The sequence below is a fragment of the Zhenhengia sp. genome, assembly GCF_046966505.1.
Lineage (GTDB): Bacteria > Bacillota > Clostridia > Lachnospirales > Cellulosilyticaceae > Zhenhengia > Zhenhengia yiwuensis.
Genome location: NZ_JBKVCH010000008.1, coordinates 101,241 through 124,440, shown reverse-complemented (window position 1 = coordinate 124,440; position 23,200 = coordinate 101,241). Strand labels below are relative to the sequence as shown.

Sequence of the window (23,200 nt, the reverse complement as noted above, 5' to 3'; positions counted from 1 at the left end):
CTATTTACCGAGCCATTCTACAATTTTAAATCTTATATCATAAGGTTTATCTGCTTGGAAAGCTACAATATCATATTGTTCTTTTGTAAGGTTTTCTTGTAACTCTTCCTTTCCTTCTAAAGGTACAACGCCTGTTGCGGCATCTACATAGCATAAAGGTGGAAACATGACACACCACCAGTTTTGTCCCTTACCTTCTCCAATCACAATGCGACATGCTTCATAGTTGCCCGCAGGGAATACAATATCTCCATAAGACTTCGTTGGAAAATCTTCATGTGTAAGCTCTGTATAAACACTATAGTCCTTACCCCAGTTCGTAATAATAGTCTGTGCGACCTGGGTAATCTCATCCCTATGATCATTAATACGACTACGTGTCTCTTCAATACTAGGAGAATCTGCTAAGATAGGTTCCATATACATAAGCACTGCGTCACGTACATTCTCCTTAAGGAGCTGATCCTCTGTGGTATCACTATTCGCAATAACATGGAAGCGAATAACACTTTCACTTAAACCTGAAGAAATAGTCTGTGCATAATCCGTCATTAAAAAGAAAGAAAAAGCAAGCATAAAACAGATCACACTTGATATGTAAACAACTTCTAACCAATATTTATTGATAAACTTTGTCATGGTCATAACCTCCTCAAATAATCTAATAGGAGTATTACCATAACCTATATTTTTATACCTTAATTTAAATATATTTTTAGTTTTTTCAAACTATAGAGTATAATAATGTTAACCTTATACTCTAAAAAAGGAGTGTTTATTATGAATTATGATTTTAACCATCCTCTAGACCGCCTACATACAAACTGCTACAAAGTCGATGCAAAAGCTTACTATAACATACCTGAAGATGTCTTATCCCTATGGGTAGCGGATATGGATTTCGCCACAGCCCCTTGTGTGCAAGAGGCTATCGTTAAAAGAACGAGCCACCCTATTTATGGTTATACTTTTATTCCTGATGCTTACTATGATGCCATCATTCACTGGATGCATTCCCGCCATAACTGGCTCATTCAAAAAGACTGGATCGTCCCTACACCTAATATTCTCTGTGGTATGTATATGGCTTTACAAACCTTTCTTTCAAAAGGAGACAAAGTCATTATCCAAAAGCCTGTCTATAATAACTTTGAAACAGCTATCTTAAACAGTGGATGTGTACCTGTTAACAATGCGCTTCTTTATAAAGAAGGAACATACACCATCAACTTTGAAGACTTGGAGGAAAAGCTGAAAGACCCAGAGGTGAAAGCCTTTATTCTCTGCAATCCTCATAACCCTGTAGGCCGTGTTTGGACAAAAAAAGAACTTACCCAATTAGGTAAGTTATGCGTTCAATACAATGTCCTTATACTGTCAGATGAAATCCATCACGACCTCATTTATAGCCATGCTCAGCATACTTCTATGGGCAATCTTTCACCTGAGATTTTAAACCATCTTATCGTATGCACTTCACCAAGTAAGACGTTCAACTTATCCGGTATAAGTTCTGCCAACTTCATTATTGCCAATCCTTCCATTAGGAAGCAGTTTACAGCTAAGCTTAACTGCCTTTCTCTTCATAACTTATCACCACTTGCCATCGATAGCCTTATTGCAGCTTATACAAAAGGGGCCGAATGGGTAGATGCCTTAATAAGTTATTTGGAAACTAATCGTAACCATGCTATAAACTTTATCAAGAAAGAACTTCCTCTACTAAAAGTAACACCTTGTGAAGGCACTTATCTGCTTTGGATGGATATGAGCGCCCTTCCTTATAGCCAAGATGAACTCATGACCTTCCTCTCTCAAAAAGCTAAACTCTGGCTAAATGCTGGTACAACTTATGATAGTGATCATACAGGGTTTGTTCGCCTTAACTTCGCTGTACCAAGGGCTGTACTTGAGAAGGCTTTAAATCAGCTTAAAGCTGCTTTTGATGCATAAAATTTCCAATCAGTGTAGATATTAAAGATAACCTATTTAGAAAGAGGGTCTTTATGTCTACACTTTATTATTTAGCCTTTAATTTCTTATTCTATTCCTTTTTAGGTTATCTTATCGAACAAATTTATGCCCGCTTTACACGTGGACATTTTAAAAGTGAGGGGTTCTTATATGGACCTTTTAAACCCATGTATGGTTTTGCTATGACTTTTTTAATTGCCATGCTTTATTTGTTCAAGGTACGTCCTATAGCCATGCTTGTCCTGTGTCTTGTTATCCCTACAGCTGTAGAATACGCCAGCGGTTTTTTAATTAACACCTTTTTTCATGTCTTATATTGGGACTACTCCCTTGTTAAATGTAATTATCAAGGTCTTATTTGCCTGCCCTTCTCCTTAGCCTGGATGGGATTATGCTTTATTGGCATTTATTATTTTCAGCCTTTTTTAAATACCTTCTATATGAGCTTTGCAAATTGGTGGGGTATTTTATTTTGGCCTTTTCTTATTTATTTGGCTTTTGACTTCTTCTTGACTGTACGTCGGCTAGCCGTTTGAGTGTACGCACTTCCTCTAATAGGATGTATACGCTCCAAGCTTAATTTAAGCTTTTCATCGCCGCAGATTTCTTTCACTTTATCGACTTTGTATTTCACACCGGCCTTGCTTCTGCCATTGACTTCATTATAAATAGCACCAAAGGCCATCCCTACATAACGCATGTCCAAACGATTACGCATCATTTCCTCAAGACCCGCTTCTTTTATATACCCTTCAAGTAAACTGTGTACCCTCATTTGGTCAGTCCACATATTCTTATTATAGGTATGAAGGATAGATTTTGGATTTTGTACATAATGATATAAGAATTTTGGTACAATACATAAACTCTCTACTTTTAATAAAGCTCTTACGTTAAAAACTAAATCTTCCATAAAACCTATACCTTCTTCAAAACGAAGGTTATTTTTTTCTATAAAGCTTCTCTCATACAAGCAGCGCCATACACAACCCATAACATAGTTATAACGAGGCATAATATCATCTACCCCTACCATATTGCTTACTATAACTTTTATAACTTCCTGCTTATTTAAAATCTCTTTCTTCACCTTAAAGCGTTTAGGGACGCTATTATTTTTATCATCTTTATAATAATTACACAGACAAACAGGACACCCTAATGAATGGATCTTCTCATACATTAGGGCATACATATCTGGTTCAACCCAATCATCTGGATCTACAAATCCTACATATTGCCCACTAGCTCTATCAAGACCCGCATTTCTCGCAGCTGATACCCCTGCATTTTTCTGGTCAATCACGATAATACGTGAATCCTTCTCCTCATAAGCTCTACAAATGGCTAAACTATCATCCTTAGAACCATCATTAATAAGTATAATCTCAATATCTTCTAATGTCTGAGCTAACAAAGAATCTAAACATCTATTTAGATAGTTTTGAGCATTGTAGATAGGAACAATAATACTTACTAACTTCATCTCTCTCCTTCACTTCCTTTAAATAGTCTCTCTCTTTAGATTATACTACCAAAATGTAGAATATGTTAATTTTCATCTCTACTTAATCTATTTCTTCCTATTAGCATCTCCACGCTTAATTTATAGTATTCTTTTTTAAAAAGAGGTGATAACAAAATAGGCTATTTCCCTTTGCTATCACCTCCTTCTTATTATTTATTTTTTATTTTGTGTGACTTACTTCTACTACTTACCCTCTACACTCTAAGGCACCCACCTATTCTACTCATAACAGTCCTTTTCATTCCTTCAGTCCTGTGTTCCACACCTCGAAGTTGCATGTCTGAGCGAAGCGAGTTTGCAGCCTCCATAAGCCTATCAAACTTAGAGCTACTTATCATTCTGTAAACAGAAGCTGGAAAAGTATCATCACCTACTCCTTCCACAGCAGTTCTTTTTACTACTTCACTCCTGTGTTCCACACTTCGAAGCTGCCTGTAAGGCTAGGTGCGCTACTCTGTAGGTTTCCTTTGGAGGAATGTCTAGAAGCTCTTAGTGAAGATAGACTCATGGTATTTAGCTGCATGTCTGAGCGAAGCGAGTTTGCAGCGTTCATGAGACTATCAAGCTTAGCGCTTCTTACATTCCGGAAACAGAAGCCGGAAGAGTAGCTCACCTAGCCCCTCCACAGCAGCTTTTCTACTCCTCAATTCCTGTATTTTGGATATCAACATTAACGCCTATACTAATAGGCATATTTTGATAAGTCTCTTGAAGCCATCCCGGTTTATATTTCGCCCACATCTTAGGGTGCTTACGATACATAGCTTGACCTATCCCAAGAAAATCTATATTCATTTCTTTAGATTTATCAATTCCCACACCTACTTGAGTAATAATTTCTTCTGCTAGAAGTGTTTTGATTTCTTCTATCGTACCGTCTTTTGTAAGGTTTGTACCACTTTCAGTAAGGTACTCTGAAATACTGCCTTTTACATCCATTTCAATCAGACATGTTGGTCCTTCTGGTGTATCTTTAAATTTAATCTTACTCTTTTCATCTTTAATTTGGTAAGTTAAGAGATTATCCTCATAGACCACTACCACAGGTGAATTCCTTACCTTACCTTCTACTAGAAGTTGCCCACGTACTTCTTCCTTAGTAAGGTAGCCTACTAGTTCATTATTATGAATAACAGCCCCACCACTTATATCAATCTGGCCTTTCATTTCTTCTTTATCGGTCTGATCAACATGGAATACAGGTAGAGTGGAAACACCTGTGTCCTCCATTTCTTTAATATAAGTGCCTACTAATTGTTTTTTGAAAAAGCTTGTAGCACGCTCTTTATTATTAAAATAGTCCATAATATAAAGTCCTAGTATAGGTTGCTCATTATTCTCTATTTCAGTTGTCGTACTCGCCTCACCATTTACTGCCAAAAGGGGTACATTTCTTGCAATAAGCATATCTCTCGATAAAGCATCTAGGGTAGCTTTAAAAAGTTTAGGATCCTTTAAAAGGTCTTCCCCTAAAAAAAGTGCTTTTACATGACTAAAGCTAACAGAGTTCTTACTACGTAGCTCTATATCCGCAATACTCGTCGCTATCGTTGCTGACTGTGAAGTTAAATTGGTTTCTACATCTTTAGCGAGACTATCCGTACCTGAGAGCTTACCAAAGTCAGGAATTGTATAAGAAATGGTATAGACAGGCTGACCATCTAACAATCTTTCTGGATCGTACTTATAATCCGTATTTTTATCTATCGCAAGCTCTAATATAACAGACCGACTATTCACCTCTGTACTATCCCAGCATCCTGTTAGCATCATAGGGAGCATACATAAAACTATAACTTTTATAAATTTCTTTTTAATCATGTGCACGCCCTCCTAAATTTCTGAGTTTTGCTAGGATAAGTAAAATAAGTGGCAATATAAATAAGAAGAAAATACCTATCTGCCCATTAAAACGTACTAAATAAGTATAAGACTCTGCTAAACTGCTTGGAATCATACTGATAAAGAAAACAATAGGAACAAGAGGCAGTGTCGTCACATTTTGCCTATGAAAATGTACAAGTCTACTGATTGTAAGAGAAGCCACATACATAGCCCCACTAATGTACATATAGATACTCATAATCCACCAGCACATCATAAAGATTTCTTGATTCTCCACAAAAGAACCAGGCAGCTGTATACTCTGCATTAAAGTAAGTACGGGCCAAAGTTGTTTAGTACTTGTGACCATCCCTACCCCTGTAAAGGTAAGGGCGATTAAAATCACTTCTATGATACTAATAATACCTACTGCCCAGAAGCATATACTTTTTAATTTCCCTGGTTTATTGACTAAACAACCTGTAATAAGCAGAAACTCTAGAGGCATAAAAGTCATACTGACATAGTACGCCCCTACTAGCATTCCCTGTGGCCTAGCTGTAAACATAGGGAGAAGTTGCTTATAATCTGTCTTAACAATAACTAAACAAAAAATGAGTACAAGCGGTGCAAAAACAAAATAAACGACTACTTCTGCCATACGCCCGCAAGCCTCAATACCTGATTTAATCAAATATTGAGCAGCAAAAAGTAAAATTAAAATAATCACTGGAAGAGGTGTTTTAGGTAATAGTACCTGTGATACCATCTCTGCAAACATACGCAATTCAAAGCCTGCACCCACAAGGAGTTTAATTACATATAACCCAACAATAAAAAGACCAATCCATTTGGTCAGCACCTTAGGGGCTATAGTATCTAGCCCTTCTCCTGGGAATCTGTTAAGAAGAGATGTAATAGCCCAGATGTAAAGGGTACCTATTGCAAATCCTATAATGGGAAGCATATAGCCATCATGTCCTGCTATCTTACCTGCAATACGAGGAAGAATAAGCATAGACATATTAAACATTTGGAGAATAAGCAAAATCTTTGCCTGCCTTATTGAAACATTGGCATTATGTGTATACATGATTATTCATCCCCTTTCTTTGGTTCACCTTTTATATCTGTAGCAGTCTGAGCGCTATCCGGTCCTGGAGGTGTTTCTGTTACACTATTTGAATCTGATAAACGAATACGTGTCTTTTGATGCTCTCTTGCATAACGTGGTCTACGATTTTGTAGGAAAATAGGGAATCGAATCATCGTATCCCTGAAGTCTCTATAGCCATTTCTATCTCCCGCTGTATAAGGTGCAAAGAATGGTGTACCAAAACTTTCAAGAGAGGATAAATGTGCTAAAAGCCAAATAAGCCCAATTAAAAAACCATAGAGTCCAAACATGGCACAAATAATAATGAAGATATATCTGAGTAATCTATAGGCTGCTGTAAGGCCATAGTCAGGAATAGCAAAGGTTGCTATAGCTGTAATGGCAACAATAATAACTATCATAGGACTAATAAGTTTAGCATCTACCGCTGCCTGTCCAATAACAATACCCCCAACTACCCCTATAGCATGTCCTACCGGTCCCGGTAGCCTAATTCCTGCCTCACGAAGTAGCTCAAAGGCCGTCTCCATAATAATAATTTCTAGTACACTGGGTAGGGCTATCCCCTGCCTGGATGCCGCAAGCGACACAGCTAATGACGTAGGCAACATAGCTGGATGGAAATTAAGTATAGCAAGATACACGCCTGGCAAAGCAAAGGATAAGAAAGATACAATATAACGGAGTATCCTTGTAAAGCTCATAATCTGCCATCTTTGATAGTAATCTTCCGATGCTTGATAGAAGCTGTTAAGCGTAGTGGGTACGACAATAACAAAAGGTGAGTTATCTACAACAATAGCCACCTTCCCTTCCATCAAACTTGAAGCCACTTTATCTGGCCTTTCAGTAGCCTGTGTCTGTGGAAATGGACTCTTCCAGCTATCCTCTATAAGCTGCTCAATATAGCCACTATCAAATACACCATCTATTGTGTATTTCTTAAGTCTTGTCCTTACTTCTTCTACTAAAGATTCTTGTACGATATCTTCCATATACATGATAGCGATATCTGTTCGACTTCTTGTTCCTACTGTAGTCATTTCTACTTTAAGTTTGGTATCACGAATACGTCTTCTAATGAGAACTGTATTAAAACGAATCGTTTCTACAAAACCATCACGAGGCCCTCTAACGACAGCCTCTGTCTCAGGTGCACTAACTCCTCTTGTTGGCCATCCTCTTGTGGCAATGACCAAGCCCTTAGACTCACCATCAACAAAAATTGCAGTATCACCTGATAATACTGCATTAACCATATCATCCATTTTCTCTACTTCTTTAATATCAAAGGTCGCTGAGAAATGATCCATAATAAGCTTAGTCTTAGGCTTATCAACAGCAATACGCTCTTCATTTAAGTTTTTGTAATCAATAATACGCGATAAGAAGAAGTTTTCGATAATATCACGATTGACCATCCCATCAATATAAACACCATAAATACGAATAGGGGTAAGGGTACCTATATCGACCTCTCTTTTGACCACATCCATACAATTTTTGAAAAGATAATTAATATTTTTTATATTAGCATCTAGAGATTCAGCTAAAGGCAACGTAATCTTATTGTCTTTATCATGAAATGCATCTTCCCTACTTGGGTGATTGACCCTCTCTATTTTATCCATACCCACTCCTCCTTCCTAATCCACAAATAAAATAAGCGCACTGCAAATGGCTATAATAATATAGGCGTAACCCACAAACTTTGTAAATTTAGCTTCCTTCTTTAGATGATTAACAGCAAGAAAGGTACGTGTCTGATGAAACGCCATATAAACACCAATTCCAAACATAACCAGTACAATATAAATACTCAGCATTTCCTGTAATTTTGCCATAAACACACCTCAACCTATTATGTTTTGCTTCTAACACATTTTGTGAAAAAATGTGGAAAAATATGCACTATACGAGGTAGAAAAAGTATATTAGAATACTTGTAAGATGGTTTTGAGTGGAACGGCCTATGGGATGGTCGGGAAGGAGTGTTATTCCACCTGCTGTTTACACTTTTTGAGAACTTCTATTCATATCAATAGAAATAACGCCTCAAACTCGCTACGCTTAAACATGAGGCTAAGTACATTTCTCTTGATATCTCATGAAGTTCTAATCAAAAAGTTCCAAAGGCAGGTTCCATAACCCCCCTCCCCTTCCCTTAAACGCCAGGAGACCTAAGCTTCTTTTAGGCCGAGGCACTTATAGATTCCCCCTAGGCTTCCGGGATACAGCAAAGCGCTTAGCAAGTATTTGGGATGGGGGCAAAAGAAGAAGAATCTGAGGGTACTCAAAATATTTATCAAGAATTTTGAGCGTAGAGACTAGAAGAATAAAATAAGATAAGTACTCTAGCTATGCTTAGCATAGAAATAATTAAGTATTTAAAGAGTTATTTGATAAACTTATTATTTGTATAGTAAGTATAAGTCATACTTATTTTAAAGTAAGTAATATTATAGGATGTAGTAGGAGGATATAAACGATGAGATTTACCGGGGATTTACTTGAACTTGACTTTGGGTTAAATGAAATGAAGCAGTTCTTTGGATTAATGCTAGATGAGGATGTTGAAGTTGTTCAGCTAGGTCATGATGAAGAAATTTGCTTACGTATTACACGTGGTGATGTAAACCGTATTGAATATAAGGCAAAACACCACTTCTTTAGAGGGGTTAGCCTTTACATGCAATTTGCTGAGGAGGGGCAAACCACTTTTAACTACTCCGAGAAAGCTTACATCCCTGTTTGTGGGGCTATGTTTGATGTATCTCGTAACAGTGTTTATAAAGTGTCTAAAGTTAAGGAGCTTCTTGTTCACCTTGCTATGATGGGGCATTCTACTTGTATGCTTTATAGTGAAGATACTTATACAATTCCTGAATACCCTTACTTTGGTTATATGCGTGGCCGTTACAGCGAAGAGGAAATTAAAGAAATTGATGAATATGCTTATCAATTAGGTATTGAACTTATTCCTTGTATTCAAGCTTTAGCCCATATGAAACAAACTTTAAAATGGAACTATGCCCTTCCTCTTAGAGATACAAATGATGTACTTCTTGTAGGAAGTGAAAAAACTTATGAATTCTTAGACCATATGTTTAAAGCTATTCGTAGCACTTTTAGAACAAATCGTATTCATATTGGTATGGATGAAGCTTGGGACCTTGGTCGTGGACGTTCTTTAGATGTAAACGGTCATAAACACCACTCAGAGCTTATGTCTATTCATCTTGAACACGTTTGTAAGCTTCTTGATAAATACGGATTCGAGCCAATGATGTGGGATGATATGTTTATGCGTGGTGCTGCTCCAGATAGCAATCACTATGACTTAAATGTTAAGATTGATCAAAAAGTCATTGATAGTGTGCCACACAACATGTCTCTTGTTTACTGGGATTACTACCATCTTGAAGAAGATTTCTATAAAAAATCGATTGAACTTAAAAAAGGTTTCCAAAAACCTATTATCTTCGCAGGTGGTGTATGGAAATGGGTAGGTTATGCACCTAACTATGAACGTACTTTTCTAACTACAAATGCTGCTCTTATGACTTGTAAACGTGAAGGCATCAAAGAGGTATTTGCCACAATGTGGGGAGATGATGGTGACGAGGCACCTGTTGATATTACCCTGCTTGGCCTTATCTACTTTGCTGAACATTGTTTCTTAGAAGAAGTGGATATGGATTGGGTAAATAGACGCTGTAAATACTTAACAGGACTGACTGCTGATGAATTTAGAAGTCCGGAAGAATTAAACCTAATTGAAGGTGTACCTTCTCCAAACGTTGGTTCACTTAACCCTTCTAAACAATTCTTATATCAAGATATTTTATTAGGTGCTTTTGACTTCTACGTAGAAGATCTTGACTTATCAAGTCACTACTTAGCTCTTGCTGATAAATACAGTGCTATTGCAGCCAAAAGTTGTTCTTATAAATCTATGTTCAATATGTACGCTACCCTTAGTACAGTGCTTGCGACTAAAGCTACTGTTGGGGTCGAAATAAGACAAGCTTATCTTGAACAAGATACTGAGACACTTGCTATGATTGCAGAAGAAATCCTTCCAATGCTTATATCAGATGTGGAAGACTTCACAGATGCTCTTCGTACACTCTGGTATGAAGATTGCAAAGGCCATGGCTTTGAAATTTTAGACACACGTCTTGCAGGTATTATAGGTCGCTGTAAAACAGCTATTTGGCGTATTGAACAGTACTTAAACAGCTTAGTTACTGTTATTGAAGAATTAGAAGAAGAACGTCTTCCATTTAAAATGGGCTGGCATAACCATGATGGCATGATTAATCATGACCAATATGTAACGATTGCATCTCAAAACGTTATTTCACACGGATTATAAAGTGCTTCCTTTTATACAACTTAACGGTTCATAAGCTCATTAAAACTATCCGTAGCATGCGTACGAAAGAGGTTATCCCTTTCACACAAAATGAAAACGAAGTTACGCTTAACCTTACTTCATTTAATGTGGACCATGCTTTCTACGCTGAAGGTTTTATCCTAGAAGAAATGTAATTGTATTTTTCTCCCTTTTTATTTACATATTTTTATATTTTTATTTAAAATATTTAAAATTAATTGTATAATAATTGTAATTACACTTAAAGGGGAGAATAAAATGAAACGTTGTCCAAACTGTCAATTTCCAAATATAGATTCGGATTTAAACTGCTTTAAATGCGGCACCTCGTTACCTGATGAAAAGACCGAAGAGTCTGACCAACTAGAGTCCGATTCATCTTCTACTACTTTTGATGCTAAAACGAATATAACGACCTTTATACATACACCTACAGAGGAGCCTCATACTGAACCTCAAGAAGCTCTAGCTAAGACAAAAGAGGAAACCTGCGTTACAAGTGAAGTGCCACTATCAGATGAACTGCCTCCACCTCTTACTACCAAAGCGCCTACTTTACCTACACCTACACGTATTCTTCCTAAATATAAGTCACTTCCTAGGTTAAGTATTGCTTCAAAGCTCTTAGGTCTTATACTAGGGTTAGTCTTTATTTTCTTAAGTGTAGGCTTCTTACTACTATTTCCTAGTATTTTCAGCATTGCCTTATGTATTTTAGGTATATGCTTTGGAACCGTTCATATGCTTATGGGCTTTATCATTGCGGCTGGGCTCGATTGGCTTAACGATGTAGAGTGTAACCAGCGTAAACAGCAGGAACTTATGAATCATATCTATCATAAACTACCTGAATAAGGCTAAAACCTAAGAGAATTTTGCTTATTTCAAGCTTTCTCTTAGGTTTTTTATTGATTTTATGGCTTATTTGTCGTATAAGTATTGTTAGAACTCCATTTTTATTATAAGCTTAGAGAGAGTTTTAGAAATATATTAGAGGGGTGCAAAAATGTCTGAACCTATTTTAGTTATTATGGCTGCCGGCATGGGAAGCCGTTATGGTGGTCTAAAGCAAATTGATCCAGTAGGAAGTCATGGTGAACTTATCATCGACTATTCTATCTATGATGCTTTAAGAGCAGGATTCAAAAAAGTAGTATTTATTATTAAAAAAGCCGATGAATTAGCTTTCAAAGAGTCTATCGGGAATCGCATTGCAGAGGTAGTAGATGTGGAATATGCCTTCCAAGAACTTGATAAACTCCCTAACGGTTATAAAGTTCCTGAAGACCGTGTTAAGCCATGGGGAACAGCTCATGCTATTTTATGTGCAAAAGAACTTATTAATGAGCCTTTTGCTGTTATTAACGCAGATGATTATTATGGCCCAAGTGCCTTTAAAGCAATTTATACATTTCTTAAATCAAATCCAGCAGATGAAGCTTACCACTATGCAATGGTTGGCTATACTTTAAGCAATACTTTAACAGAAAATGGTCATGTTGCCCGTGGTGTATGCTCTGTCAAAGATAACATGCTTTGCTCCATTACAGAACGCACACATATTGCTAAACATGAAGGTATTACTCAGTTCTTAGAAGAAGATACATGGACACCAATTAGCGATGACAGTATTGTATCTATGAACTTATGGGGCTTTATGCCATCTTTCTTAGATGAAATCGAAAAAGGCTTTACCACTTTCTTAGATCAAGCTCTTGCTACTAATCCATTAAAAGGTGAATACTTCCTTCCATCTGTAGTTGATAGTCTTATCCATGAAGGTAAAGCCGAGGCAACTGTCCTTCACTCTACTGACCGCTGGTATGGTGTAACTTATAAAGAAGATAAACCTGTCGTTGTAGAAGCCATTAAAAACTTCCAAGAACAAGGTCTTTATCCTAAAAATATCTGGACATTACCTTATTTAACACTTGCAAATCACTTTAAGTTTGAAGGTGATATTTTAACAGTGAACCCTACAGGTAATGGTCATATTAATGATACGCTCCTTGTTACAACGGATGCAGGTAAAAAATATATTTTACAACGTCTTAATCAATCCATTTTCAAAGAACCTAAAAACATTATGGAAAACATTGAAAATGTACTTTCACACCTTAAAGCAAAACTTGAAGGTATGCCAAATGTTGATTTAGAACGTGAACTTTTAACACTTGTTTATACAGATTCTGGCGACTGCTACTATATTGATAAAACGGGTGATTTCTGGCGTAGTTACCTCTATATCGATCATACTATTTCTTATGACATCGTACCGAATACAGAAGTTTATCGTAGCTGTGCTAAGAAGTTTGGTGAGTTCCAAAAACTCTTATCCGATTTTGATGCTTCTATTCTTCACGAAGCTATTCCAAACTTCCATAACACACCTGTTAGATTTGAAACTTTCCTAAAAACATTAGAATCAGATGCAGTAGGTAGAGCTGCTAGTGTTAAAGAAGAGATCGATTTCTTATTAGCTCGTAAAGAGGATATGCATGCTTTAACAGATAAACTTGAAGCAGGTATCTTACCATTACGTGTAACACATAATGATACAAAGATTAATAATGTTTTAGTTGATGCTGACTCAAAAGAAGCACTTTGCGTTATTGACCTTGATACGATTATGCCAGGTCTTGCAGCATATGACTTTGGTGACTGCATCCGCTCTGGTGCAACATCAGGTGCTGAAGACGAACCAGACTTAACAAAAGTAAACTTCGTTACAGAACTCTTCGAAAGCTTTGCAGAAGGCTTTATCGGAGCAGTAGGCCAAAACTTCGACGAAGAAGAAATTATGTCCCTACTTATGGGTGCAAAACTTATGACACTTGAATGTGGTATGCGCTTCTTAACAGACCACTTAGACGGTGACAACTACTTCAAAATCCATAGAGAAAACCACAACTTAGACCGTGCAAGAACACAGTTTAAACTTGTACAAGATATGGAAAATCAATGGGATGAACTTACAGCGATCATCAAAAAGTTCATCATAAAATAAAGATTATAAACTAAAAGAGAGAGGGTCACTTACGTAGCCTCTCTCTTTTGTTTTCTCCTTATTTCTTATATTACGCAAATATCATCCCTCTTCTTCTCCTCTATGCTCCCTCCCAGAGGAACTATTTAGTTCTCTCCTCCCAATTTCTTTGAGCCAAAGGGCTAGGTAGGGGATACTATGGTGGCTGCCTTTCCTAAAAGAATTATTTAGTTCGCTACCCCAAATTTCTTTGAGCCGGTGGACTGGGTGGGGTGCTATGGGGGGTTCCTTTCCCAAAGGACATATTTAGTTCGCTTCTTCCAACTTCTGCGGGTCGCTGGGCTGAGTAGGGGTTACTATGGAGGTTTCCTTTCCCAAAGGACATATTTAGTTCGCTTCTTCCAACTTCTGCGGGTCGCTGGGCTGCGTAGGGGGTACTATGGAGGTTTCCTTTGAAAGGTTGCTTAGAGCACCTTAATGAAGGTGTACTTACAGGTTTTAGCGCGATGTTTGAGCGCAGCGAGTTTCGAGCGTTTGTAAGTATATCAAGTTTAGGTGCTCTTAGCATTCTAGAAGTAGAAACCGTAATAGTACCCCCTACCCAGCCCCCACCCTCACACAAAAAAGAGGACCCTAAGTCCTCTCTTCCCATCCTCTACTCCACAGGATTAATTCCCCATATTTCATTAGCATACTGCATAATAGTCCTATCACTAGAGAATACCCCACTGTTTGCAATATTCATGAGACTCATTTGTGCCCATTTTTTCTTATTCTTATAGGCCTCAAATACTTTCTCCTGCTCCTCTTTGAAGGCTTTAAAATCTGCTAATACGTAGTATTGGTCTGCTTTATCCCAGTTAACGCCGTTAAGTAAAGAATCATAAAGCTCTCTAAAGCATCCAGTACCGCCGTCATTTAGTGTGCCATCTACTAAAGCATCTAGTACACGCTTCAAATCCGGATTTTGCTCATAATAGGCTCTTGGATTGTAACTATTTTGAAGCTCTTCTATATCTTCTACACGCAGGCCAAAGATAAAGTTGTTTTCTTCTCCACTCTCTCCTACTATCTCTACATTGGCACCATCATAAGTTCCAAAGGTTGGTGCACCATTAAGCATAAGCTTCATGTTCCCTGTTCCTGATGCTTCTTTTCCAGCTGTAGAAATCTGTTTAGACAAATCTGCTGCTGGCACTAATTTCTGCGCATAAGAGACGTTATAGTTGGAAACAAACACGACCTTCATCTTCCCTGAAACTCCCTCATCTTTATTAACCAGGTCTGCAATAGCTAGAATGAGCCGAATAATACTCTTTGCTCTATAGTAGCCAGGGAAGGCCTTTGCGCCAAAGATGAAAGTAACCTTTGGTACATCTAATTCTGGATTTTCCTTTAATCTAAAGTATAAATCTAATATATAAAGCGCATTAAGATGCTGTCTCTTATATTCATGAAGACGTTTAACTTGAATATCAAAGAGAGAATCTGGATCAATTGTAATGCCTTCTTTCTCCTCAATATAATGTGCAAGCTGAACTTTCTTCTCATGTTTTATAGCCATGAGCTCTTCTAAAAAGCCTTCATCCTCTATATATTTCGTAAGCTGTTTAAGCTTTGTAAGATCTATTACCCAATTTTCATTTCCTAATCTATTAGTTATAAGATTAGCTAATTCTCTATTCGCTAATAGAAGCCACCTTCTGGGAGTGATCCCATTCGTCTTGTTTTGGAACTTGTAAGGGTAGAGTGTATACCAATGATGAAGTTCTGTTTCCTTTAGGATTTCTGTATGCAGTTTAGCTACGCCATTAAGAGCAAATCCCACATAAATAGCTAAGTTGGCCATATGCACTTTACCATCCTTAAGAATCAAGCACGGATTCATCTTTTCCATGGTATATCCCTTATAACCGAGCTCCGCTTGCAACCTGTCATCTATAGCCTTAATAATCTGCAAAATACGAGGGAACAGTATCTCCATAAGCCTTATATCCCATTTCTCTAGGGCCTCTTGTAAGATAGTATGATTCGTATAAGCAAAAGTAGCCCTTGCAATGTCTAAGGCCTTATCAAATTCCTCTCCTTCTTCATCTACCAAAATCCTAATAAGCTCTGGTATGGCTAAAACGGGATGTGTATCATTAAGCTGAATAGCATGCCATTTAGCAAAATCATTAAAAACATTGCCATGATGCTTTTTAAAATCTCTTACAATATCTTGCATGGACGCACTTACTAAGAAATACTGTTGCCTAAGCCTTAAGAGTTTACCTTGCTCATTCGAGTCATTTGGATAGAGTACACGCGTAATATCCTCTGTACGGTTTTTCTCTTCTAAAGCTTTATCATACTGTTGATTGTTAAATAAGTTAAAGTCAAATTCACATAAAGGCTCTGCTTGCCATAATCTAAGGGTATTAATGGTCTCTCCACCATAGCCTATAATAGGTACGTCATAGGGAACAGCCTTTACCGTCATATCTTGAAATTTAACTTCTACTGTGTAATCATCTTTACGGATACTCCAAGGATCTCCATATCCAAGCCATTCATCCGCTTCTTCTAACTGGCCTCCATCCTTAAAGTATTGTTTAAAAAGCCCATTTCTGTATCTTAGTCCATATCCCTGTACAGGTAAATGCATGGTGGCACTTGAATCCATAAAGCAAGCTGCAAGTCTACCTAACCCACCATTGCCTAGTGCTGCATCTTCTTCTACTTCCTCAATTTCATTTACATTAACACCTAGCTCCTTTAAAAGTTCAGCAATTTCATCATAGACCTGCAAATTAATAAGATTGTTTCCAAGTGCTCTTCCCATTAAATATTCTGCGGATAGATAGTAAGCCGCTTTGTGGGCTTTATATGCTTTTCTTGTATCATGCCACTTATCAACGATCTGGCTCATAAGTGCTGTACTTAATGCACCCCATATCTCAGGTTTCGTAGCATATTTTAAGTTCTTACCATAAGCTATTTTACTATACATTTCCATATATTCTTTGATACATTGTTTTTCTATCATGATAGGTTCCTCCCATAAAGCTTCGTCATACTATATATATGCTGAGCCAGTTCGTCCGTGAGCACACCTTCCTTCATACGCCACTTCCAGTTGCCTCCGAGTATACCTGGTTTATTCATTCTAGCTGTATCATCAAGCCCCAATATATCTTGCATCTGCGTTACCGCAAGGTCACTTACACTGCTCCAAGCCCCCCTAATAAATCCCCAGTTATAACCTTCTTCATGGTCTAGCTTTAAATAACTACTCGCATGTTCTCCTACTTCTTTTTCTATGTCTTTAAACCAACCTTTAATCGTACTGTTATCATGGGTTCCTGTATATATAACAGAATTTTTGATGCAGTTGTGCGGCAAGTAAGCATTCTCCTCATCTGAATCAAATGCAAACTGTAAGACCTTCATACCAGGATACCCTGTCTCTTCCCTAAAATCTAAAACCTCCTGTGTTAGAAATCCTAAATCTTCAGCAATAATGTCCATGTTTCCTAAAGCTATCTTCAAGGCATTAAAGAGTTTTATCCCTGGCCCCTTTATCCATTTGCCGTATCTGGCTGTATCCTCTCCATAAGGCACTGCCCAGTAAGATTCAAATCCTCTAAAATGGTCAATACGAATAACATCATAAAGCTTAAGCGATGCTTCCATACGTTTAATCCACCACTTATATCCTGTACGCTCTAAATAATCCCAATCATAGATAGGATTACCCCATAACTGACCATCCTCTGTAAAAGCATCAGGTGGGCATCCAGCTACTACTATGGGCATTCTCTTCTCATCGAGCTGAAAAATCTCTGGATGAGCCCATGTATCACTACTGTCTGCTGCAATATAGATAGGTAAGTCCCCTATAATCTTTATGCCTATTCCATTAACATATTCCTTTAATTCTTGCCACTGCTTATAAAATTCATACTGAATGAACACCCAAAAATCAATCTTCTCTTTTAGATTTGTTCCATATGTCCTTAAAGCCTCTGGATAACGCTGTTTAATAGGCTCATCCCATTCTACCCAACTTTTATTATTCATAGCTTCTTTAACTGCCATATAGAGACTATAGTCCTCAAGCCAAGCTCTGTTCTGACTTCTAAACTTTCCTATCTCGCCTTTAAACTTATCTTTTCCTTTTTCATAGGCCTTCCTCAGTACAGGATACTTAGTATAGAAAAGCTTCTCAAAGTCAACTCTTTCACTACTGGCTTCTTGTAGTGGCACTAAATCTTCTTCCTCTAGCAATCCCTCATCTTTTAATCTATCTAAATCAATAAAATAAGGATTACCTGCATAAGCAGAGAAGCATTGATAAGGAGAATCTCCATATCCCGTATGACCAAGCGGCAGTATCTGCCAATATTTCTGACCACTTTGTTTTAAAAAGTCAGCAAATAAATATGCTGACTTTCCTAATGTTCCTATTCCATATTTCCCCGGCAAAGATGAAATATGCATCAAAATACCGCTTCCTCTTTTCATACACTCACCCCTTTGGTTTATAGACAGACATACGCTCCACAAGCTTTGTTTCGAGTACACACCTTTGATTCTCACATTTCTTTTCAATAATCTGGACAAGTAAGTTAATGCTGTCACAGGCCATTTGCCTTTGTGGTTGCTTAATAGTAGTAAGTGCTGGATTATAGTACTTACCAATATCTAATCCATCAAAGCCTAGGATAGATATATCCTCCCCTATTTTATATCCTAAATCTACCACTGCCTTACCTGCTCCAATGGCCATAATATCTGAAATAGCAAAGATTGCTGTAATATGCTTTTCCTCACTTAAAAGCTTCTTAACACTCTCATAAGCTGGTTCAAAATCATATCCACCTAGTGTAATATAAGCCTTATTAATAGGAATATGATTCTCTTCTAAAGCTCTCATATAACCTATGGCACGCCTGTTACTGACCCCGGCATCAAATTCATCCCCTAATACCATACCTATATGCTTATGTCCTTTTTGGATAAGATAGTTAGTAGCTTCATAAGCAGCTTTTTCATTGTCTATTCCCACACATGAGAATAGGTTCGAACTTATTTGAATGCTACTATCTACTGAAGTCAGTACAATAGGCACATCTAATCCTTCAAAGGATTCTTCCCTAATCCCTTCAAAGTTTCCTCCTAAGCAAATGACACCTTGCAATCTTTTTTCTTTAATAAAGGAGACAAGCACCTCCCCTTCACTACTATAGGAATCATTTTGATCATAGTAATGATGCAAAATCATGGTATAACCTATCTGATTAATATGCATCTCTATAATCTTAAGCATTTCGGAGAAAAAGGGGTTGAATACCCCTTTTACAAGTACTCCAATATGCTTCATATTATTACTTTTTAAAATCCTTGCACTATTGTTAGGTACATAGTTATGCTCTTTAATGATTTCTAGTACCTTATCTCTTGTTTCTTTTTTTACATCAGGATGATTGTTAAGTACCCTTGATACGGTACTAACGCCTACCCCAGCCAGTTTTGCTATATCTTTAATGTTCACCTTTCATCATCCTTTAACAGAACCTGCAGTCAGGCCTTTTGCAATATATTTTTGTGAAGCCATAAACATAATGACAATAGGAAGAGAAGACATAATAGCAGCTGCTGAATAAGAAGACCAATTGGTTGAAAACTTATCTTTAATAAACAGTTCCATTCCTAGTGGCAATGTCAAGGCACTCGGATCTTTAATAAGCGCTGCTGAATAAATAAATTCGCTATAAGGCGCTATAAAAGAAAATAAGAAGATAACAATAAGCATATTTCTTGTAAGCGGCAATATAATACGTGTGAAAACCTGCCATGTAGAAGCTCCATCTACCAAAGCCGCTTCAGAAAGTTCCTTAGGAATCCCATCCATAAACCCTTTTAGAAGCCATATATTATAAGCATTTCCACCACTAATAATGAGAATAAGTACCCATAATTTATCCATACCCCCAAATCGGTACACAATGCCTAATATAGCCGGAAGCGCCATAGTTGTTGGGAAAATTTGAAGGAGCATTAAGCTCATAAGTCCATTTCTACGCCCTATAAATTTAAGCTTAGAAAACGCATAAGCTGCTGGCACCGCAAGCGCTAGCTGGATACAAGCAACTGTGGTACATACGATGAGGGAGTTTTTCATCCACTCTAAGAAATCTGTATCCTTGATGACACTCACATAGTTATTAAAGGTAAAGTTTTCCGGGAAAACAGACTTTTGAATAAAGACTTCACCATCTGCTAAAGACGCAGATACAACTGCCACAACGGGGAACATGGTAATCGCAATAACTACCCAGATGACAATACGCTCGAACCATGCCCCTATACGTTCCTGCTTGGTGAGATTTGAGGTTTTATCAAGAAAACTTAAATCTTCTTGTGAACCTTTAAGTATAGCTTGCCCCTTCATCTTAATCCACCTCCTTAAATTGACCTGATGCTCTCATTTGAATAAAGGAAATCGTTCCAATAACAAGGAATGTAATAATACTTAAAGTAGCAGCCATATCATAGCGCCCAAAGGTGGTAGATAACTTATAAACTGTAGAAGCTAATATGTCTGTATGCCCTGCAAACTGGCTACCAAGTCTTGCTGGACCACCCTTTGTAATAAGATAAGCTGAACCAAAATTATTAAAGTTAAATGCAAAAGAAGAAATAAGCAGTGGATAAGCTGTTTGCGCAATAGAGGGTAAAGTAATCTTAATAAATTGCATGAACTTATTTGCCCCATCTACCTGAGCAGCTTCAAAATAATCATCTGGAATAGCACTAATAGCGCCCATGCATACATTCATCATATAAGGAAATCCAAGCCAGATATTTGCAATTAAAATACCTACCCTAGCCCAGAAAGGATCCAATAACCATTGAATAGGCTCCTTGATAATATGCATGGTCATTAAAATAGAGTTGATGGCACCATAGCTTGAGTTAAACAAACCTTGCCAAGAAAGAATAGCAACTGTAACAGGAAGAGCCCATGGTAATATAAGAATACCCTTATAAAACCCTGCCTCTTTTATATTTTTATTACTTAATATAATAGCTAATACAAGCCCTACTAAAAAGCACCCTGCTGTAGATACAACTGCAAATACAACAGTCCATCCAAACACTGGGAAAAATACATCTTTAAAAGGTCCATTAATAGCATCTATAAAGTTCTGAAACCCAACAAAATTATATTCACCCTGTGAATAGATTGTATAATCCGTAAAAGCAATATAAATGGTATACAAAATAGGCAACAACGTCAAAATCCCAATAGAAATCAGCGCTGGTGCTAAATATTTATACCCCGTAAGACTCTTCCTAAACGTTAACCCAGACTTACTCACCTTTCCTCTTCCCATACTCTTCCCCCTCTTCCTTATAAACCTTTACTTATAACACCTTATACTTTACTTTAAGCTACTGCCCTTTACCCCGCCTTATTCTACACTACCTTCAAGTAGTAGCTTACGCCTTCCTTTATGTGCACTTTATGTAACACTTTAGGTAATCTTTGACCTTTAGCTCTTAATACCCTAAGTCCCTGCTTTAAATTCCTATCTTAACCTTTACTTCCTTTGTTTTAACACACCCTAGAAGGTTCGCCTCCCCCTAAAGTGTGAGTTTAACCCTATAATCTCTTTCTTACCGTATTCACCTCTTCTTACTGGCCTCTATACAGGCCACTAGTTGGTAGCCGGTGCTACATGCTATCCTTTCACTCTATCTATTTCCTTTATCCTCTTTTCCTTCTTTTTCGTCTTTTCCGTATAGGTCCATGTGTGAGGTAAGGGGTAGCTCTGTAATACACCTGCGTAGTTTTTAGCTAGAACTTTCGTCCTTCTCTTTCTATAGGGCCTAGGTGCCTGCAGATCTGTGGGTGGAATATACCTCTGGAATCTTTGATTAGAATTTCAGGAGTAAGCTAAAGAGATGTTCTTAGCTTACAACTAGAAATTCTTCAAAGATGGAAGCAGTATATGGAACTCACAGTATCTGCTAACCACCTTCTCCTATGCCCCTACTTTATTTCTGCTGCGCAATTCCCACTGCAATTTGCTCTGCAATAGTCTTACCGCATGTTGCAGCATCAATTTGACCAGCTGTTAAAAGTTTAATGTTATCAGCTGCTGGTGCCCACATTGCTGCAACTTCTGGGATGTTTGGCATTGGCACGGCATTTTTAGCTTGAGCTGCAAATCCTTGTGTATAAACGTCTGCACCTACTTTATCATTATTAAGTACAGCTGTAAGAACAGGGATTCTGTTACCTACATCGTATAAAGTCTCACCTGAATTTTCACTAAGGTATTTAACAAGATCCCATGCAAGGTCTTGTTTTTCTGACTTAGCACTTACAAAGGCCGTTTGAACTCCAAGGAAAGATGGTGTTGGATTTTCACCCATCTTTGGAAGTGGTGCAATACCAAAGTTTAAGCCTGCATCTTTAGCAGAAGCTACATTCCATGGTCCTGAAATATAGAAAGCAGTATTACCTGAAAGGAATTCACCTTTTGCAATATCATCATTAATATCTGCTGGCATGAATTTCTCTTTTTGGATTAAATCTTGTAAAAATTGATAAGATTTAATAGCGCCTTCATTACCTAAACCAATATCTGTTGGGTCAAGTGTGCCATCATTATTCTTAAATACATAGCCACCATTAGCTGCTACAATACCATATGAAAGATAGAAGTCGTTAACGTTAAACATGAACCCTTTATCTCTTGCTATTTCTACCAGTTCATCCCATGTTTGTGGTGCCTCAGCGCAAAGGTCTTTATTATAGAATAAAGCAATACTTTCTTGTGCAAGTGGTACTGCATATTGTGTACCATTAATGGTTACAGCATCAACAATAGCCTGTGATGCATAAACACTATTATCAAATTTACCTGCTGGCACTTCTGCAAGTAAGCCCGCTTTTTGGAATGTTCCTAAGTTATCATGAGCAAGGCCAAACATAATATCTGGGCCGCTCTTACTATTTGCTGCTTGAAGGAAACCTTGCATGTCAGATTGGTCTTCAAGAACTTTAACATCTACGTTATTTTCTGCTCCCCATTTATTAGCTAATTCACTAATCGCTTCTACTTCTGGTGTCATAAGATGAGACCAAACAGTAAGTGTTTGTTTTTCTGCTGGTTTTTCCTCTTCTTTTTTAGGTGCTTCTTCTTTTTTATCTGTTTCTTGATTAGCTTCTTGCTTTACCTCTTTATCAGTATCTTTGCTAGCCTCACTGCTACTGCATCCAAATACTGCCCCTGTTGTTAACACCATAGCTGCCATAGCTGCTACTAATTTCATCTTTTTACCCATAACGAAATTCCCCCTAATGGTTAATGTTTT

At 37.5% G+C, this 23,200-nt stretch carries 18 protein-coding genes; 5 read left to right on the top strand and 13 right to left on the bottom strand.

The genetic code is table 11. The annotated features are described in order from the left end of the window. Nucleotides 1-639: a stage II sporulation protein R gene (gene spoIIR / locus ACLTBU_RS10455; RefSeq protein WP_412218823.1), complete on the bottom strand. Its 639-nt coding sequence runs from the start codon at nucleotides 637-639 to the stop codon at nucleotides 1-3. 141 nt (nucleotides 640-780) lie between these two features. On the opposite strand from spoIIR, the gene ACLTBU_RS10450 reads away from it, so the two are divergent. Both ACLTBU_RS10450 and ACLTBU_RS10445 read left to right on the top strand, forming a co-directional pair. Further along, entirely contained in the window at nucleotides 781-1,953 is a 1,173-nt protein-coding gene (locus tag ACLTBU_RS10450) for a MalY/PatB family protein (protein ID WP_412218822.1), read from the top strand. A gap of 53 nt (nucleotides 1,954-2,006) precedes the next feature. Next, on the top strand, nucleotides 2,007-2,510 hold the full coding sequence (locus ACLTBU_RS10445; protein ID WP_412218821.1) for a putative ABC transporter permease: 504 nt from the start codon (nucleotides 2,007-2,009) through the stop codon (nucleotides 2,508-2,510). Here ACLTBU_RS10445 and ACLTBU_RS10440 read toward each other — a convergent pair. The 6 genes from ACLTBU_RS10440 to ACLTBU_RS10415 all read right to left on the bottom strand — a co-directional run bounded on the left by ACLTBU_RS10440 (nucleotide 2,462) and on the right by ACLTBU_RS10415 (nucleotide 8,287). Beyond that, nucleotides 2,462-3,460 (bottom strand): glycosyltransferase, encoded by a 999-nt coding sequence (locus tag ACLTBU_RS10440; RefSeq protein ID WP_412218820.1) that lies wholly within the window; start codon nucleotides 3,458-3,460, stop codon nucleotides 2,462-2,464. The genes ACLTBU_RS10445 and ACLTBU_RS10440 overlap by 49 nt on opposite strands. Before the next feature lie 236 nt (nucleotides 3,461-3,696). After that, nucleotides 3,697-3,921: a hypothetical protein gene (locus ACLTBU_RS10435; RefSeq protein ID WP_412218818.1), complete on the bottom strand. Its 225-nt coding sequence runs from the start codon at nucleotides 3,919-3,921 to the stop codon at nucleotides 3,697-3,699. A gap of 217 nt (nucleotides 3,922-4,138) precedes the next feature. Beyond that, a complete protein-coding gene (locus ACLTBU_RS10430) occupies nucleotides 4,139-5,323 on the bottom strand; it encodes a Ger(x)C family spore germination protein (RefSeq protein WP_412218817.1) in 1,185 nt (394 codons plus the stop codon). After that, on the bottom strand, nucleotides 5,316-6,419 hold the full coding sequence (locus ACLTBU_RS10425) for a GerAB/ArcD/ProY family transporter (protein ID WP_412218815.1): 1,104 nt from the start codon (nucleotides 6,417-6,419) through the stop codon (nucleotides 5,316-5,318). Before ACLTBU_RS10425 ends, ACLTBU_RS10430 begins: the two co-directional genes overlap by 8 nt. A gap of 2 nt (nucleotides 6,420-6,421) precedes the next feature. Then, nucleotides 6,422-8,074 carry a spore germination protein gene (locus tag ACLTBU_RS10420; protein ID WP_412218814.1) on the bottom strand — a complete coding sequence of 551 codons (1,653 nt, stop codon included), beginning with the start codon at nucleotides 8,072-8,074 and terminating at the stop codon, nucleotides 6,422-6,424. A gap of 15 nt (nucleotides 8,075-8,089) precedes the next feature. After that, nucleotides 8,090-8,287 (bottom strand): CLC_0170 family protein, encoded by a 198-nt coding sequence (locus tag ACLTBU_RS10415; protein ID WP_249332057.1) that lies wholly within the window; start codon nucleotides 8,285-8,287, stop codon nucleotides 8,090-8,092. 644 nt (nucleotides 8,288-8,931) lie between these two features. On the opposite strand from ACLTBU_RS10415, the gene ACLTBU_RS10410 reads away from it, so the two are divergent. The 3 genes from ACLTBU_RS10410 (at nucleotide 8,932) to ACLTBU_RS10400 (ending at nucleotide 13,849) form a co-directional block, all read left to right on the top strand. After that, the gene (locus ACLTBU_RS10410) at nucleotides 8,932-10,821 is read left to right on the top strand and encodes a beta-N-acetylhexosaminidase (protein WP_412218813.1); all 1,890 of its coding nucleotides are present in this window, start codon (nucleotides 8,932-8,934) and stop codon (nucleotides 10,819-10,821) included. Nucleotides 10,822-11,100: 279 nt separating this feature from the next. Next, entirely contained in the window at nucleotides 11,101-11,697 is a 597-nt protein-coding gene (locus ACLTBU_RS10405) for a hypothetical protein (RefSeq protein ID WP_412218812.1), read from the top strand. A gap of 151 nt (nucleotides 11,698-11,848) precedes the next feature. Further along, on the top strand, nucleotides 11,849-13,849 hold the full coding sequence (locus ACLTBU_RS10400; protein WP_412218811.1) for a phosphotransferase: 2,001 nt from the start codon (nucleotides 11,849-11,851) through the stop codon (nucleotides 13,847-13,849). A 634-nt stretch (nucleotides 13,850-14,483) separates the two neighbouring features. Here the strand turns inward: ACLTBU_RS10400 and ACLTBU_RS10395 are convergent. From ACLTBU_RS10395 to ACLTBU_RS10370, 6 genes are all read right to left on the bottom strand, one after another. Next, nucleotides 14,484-16,856, bottom strand: coding sequence for a glycogen/starch/alpha-glucan phosphorylase (locus ACLTBU_RS10395; protein WP_412218810.1), 2,373 nt, complete (start codon nucleotides 16,854-16,856; stop codon nucleotides 14,484-14,486). Beyond that, nucleotides 16,853-18,334 (bottom strand): 4-alpha-glucanotransferase, encoded by a 1,482-nt coding sequence (gene malQ / locus ACLTBU_RS10390; RefSeq protein ID WP_412218809.1) that lies wholly within the window; start codon nucleotides 18,332-18,334, stop codon nucleotides 16,853-16,855. The genes ACLTBU_RS10395 and malQ overlap by 4 nt, the downstream gene beginning before the upstream one ends. A 4-nt stretch (nucleotides 18,335-18,338) precedes the next feature. Next, nucleotides 18,339-19,364 (bottom strand): LacI family DNA-binding transcriptional regulator, encoded by a 1,026-nt coding sequence (locus ACLTBU_RS10385; protein ID WP_412218808.1) that lies wholly within the window; start codon nucleotides 19,362-19,364, stop codon nucleotides 18,339-18,341. A 6-nt stretch (nucleotides 19,365-19,370) separates the two neighbouring features. Continuing rightward, nucleotides 19,371-20,264 (bottom strand): sugar ABC transporter permease, encoded by an 894-nt coding sequence (locus ACLTBU_RS10380; RefSeq protein WP_412218807.1) that lies wholly within the window; start codon nucleotides 20,262-20,264, stop codon nucleotides 19,371-19,373. A 1-nt stretch (nucleotide 20,265) separates the two neighbouring features. Next, entirely contained in the window at nucleotides 20,266-21,210 is a 945-nt protein-coding gene (locus ACLTBU_RS10375) for a carbohydrate ABC transporter permease (protein WP_412218806.1), read from the bottom strand. Nucleotides 21,211-21,874: 664 nt separating this feature from the next. Next, a complete protein-coding gene (locus ACLTBU_RS10370) occupies nucleotides 21,875-23,170 on the bottom strand; it encodes a maltose ABC transporter substrate-binding protein (protein WP_412218805.1) in 1,296 nt (431 codons plus the stop codon). Nucleotides 23,171-23,200: the final 30 nt, after the last annotated feature.

Coding starts and splice junctions, on each gene's coding strand:
- ACLTBU_RS10450 (WP_412218822.1), top strand. CDS start 781: ATGAATTATGATTTTAACCATCCTCTAGACCGCCTACATACAAACTGC.
- ACLTBU_RS10415 (WP_249332057.1), bottom strand. CDS start 8,287: ATGGCAAAATTACAGGAAATGCTGAGTATTTATATTGTACTGGTTATG.
- ACLTBU_RS10400 (WP_412218811.1), top strand. CDS start 11,849: ATGTCTGAACCTATTTTAGTTATTATGGCTGCCGGCATGGGAAGCCGT.
- ACLTBU_RS10445 (WP_412218821.1), top strand. CDS start 2,007: ATGTCTACACTTTATTATTTAGCCTTTAATTTCTTATTCTATTCCTTT.
- ACLTBU_RS10425 (WP_412218815.1), bottom strand. CDS start 6,419: ATGTATACACATAATGCCAATGTTTCAATAAGGCAGGCAAAGATTTTG.
- ACLTBU_RS10420 (WP_412218814.1), bottom strand. CDS start 8,074: ATGGATAAAATAGAGAGGGTCAATCACCCAAGTAGGGAAGATGCATTT.
- ACLTBU_RS10370 (WP_412218805.1), bottom strand. CDS start 23,170: ATGGGTAAAAAGATGAAATTAGTAGCAGCTATGGCAGCTATGGTGTTA.
- spoIIR (WP_412218823.1), bottom strand. CDS start 639: ATGACAAAGTTTATCAATAAATATTGGTTAGAAGTTGTTTACATATCA.
- ACLTBU_RS10395 (WP_412218810.1), bottom strand. CDS start 16,856: ATGATAGAAAAACAATGTATCAAAGAATATATGGAAATGTATAGTAAA.
- ACLTBU_RS10405 (WP_412218812.1), top strand. CDS start 11,101: ATGAAACGTTGTCCAAACTGTCAATTTCCAAATATAGATTCGGATTTA.
- ACLTBU_RS10410 (WP_412218813.1), top strand. CDS start 8,932: ATGAGATTTACCGGGGATTTACTTGAACTTGACTTTGGGTTAAATGAA.
- malQ (WP_412218809.1), bottom strand. CDS start 18,334: ATGAAAAGAGGAAGCGGTATTTTGATGCATATTTCATCTTTGCCGGGG.
- ACLTBU_RS10375 (WP_412218806.1), bottom strand. CDS start 21,210: ATGGGAAGAGGAAAGGTGAGTAAGTCTGGGTTAACGTTTAGGAAGAGT.
- ACLTBU_RS10440 (WP_412218820.1), bottom strand. CDS start 3,460: ATGAAGTTAGTAAGTATTATTGTTCCTATCTACAATGCTCAAAACTAT.
- ACLTBU_RS10430 (WP_412218817.1), bottom strand. CDS start 5,323: ATGATTAAAAAGAAATTTATAAAAGTTATAGTTTTATGTATGCTCCCT.
- ACLTBU_RS10380 (WP_412218807.1), bottom strand. CDS start 20,264: ATGAAGGGGCAAGCTATACTTAAAGGTTCACAAGAAGATTTAAGTTTT.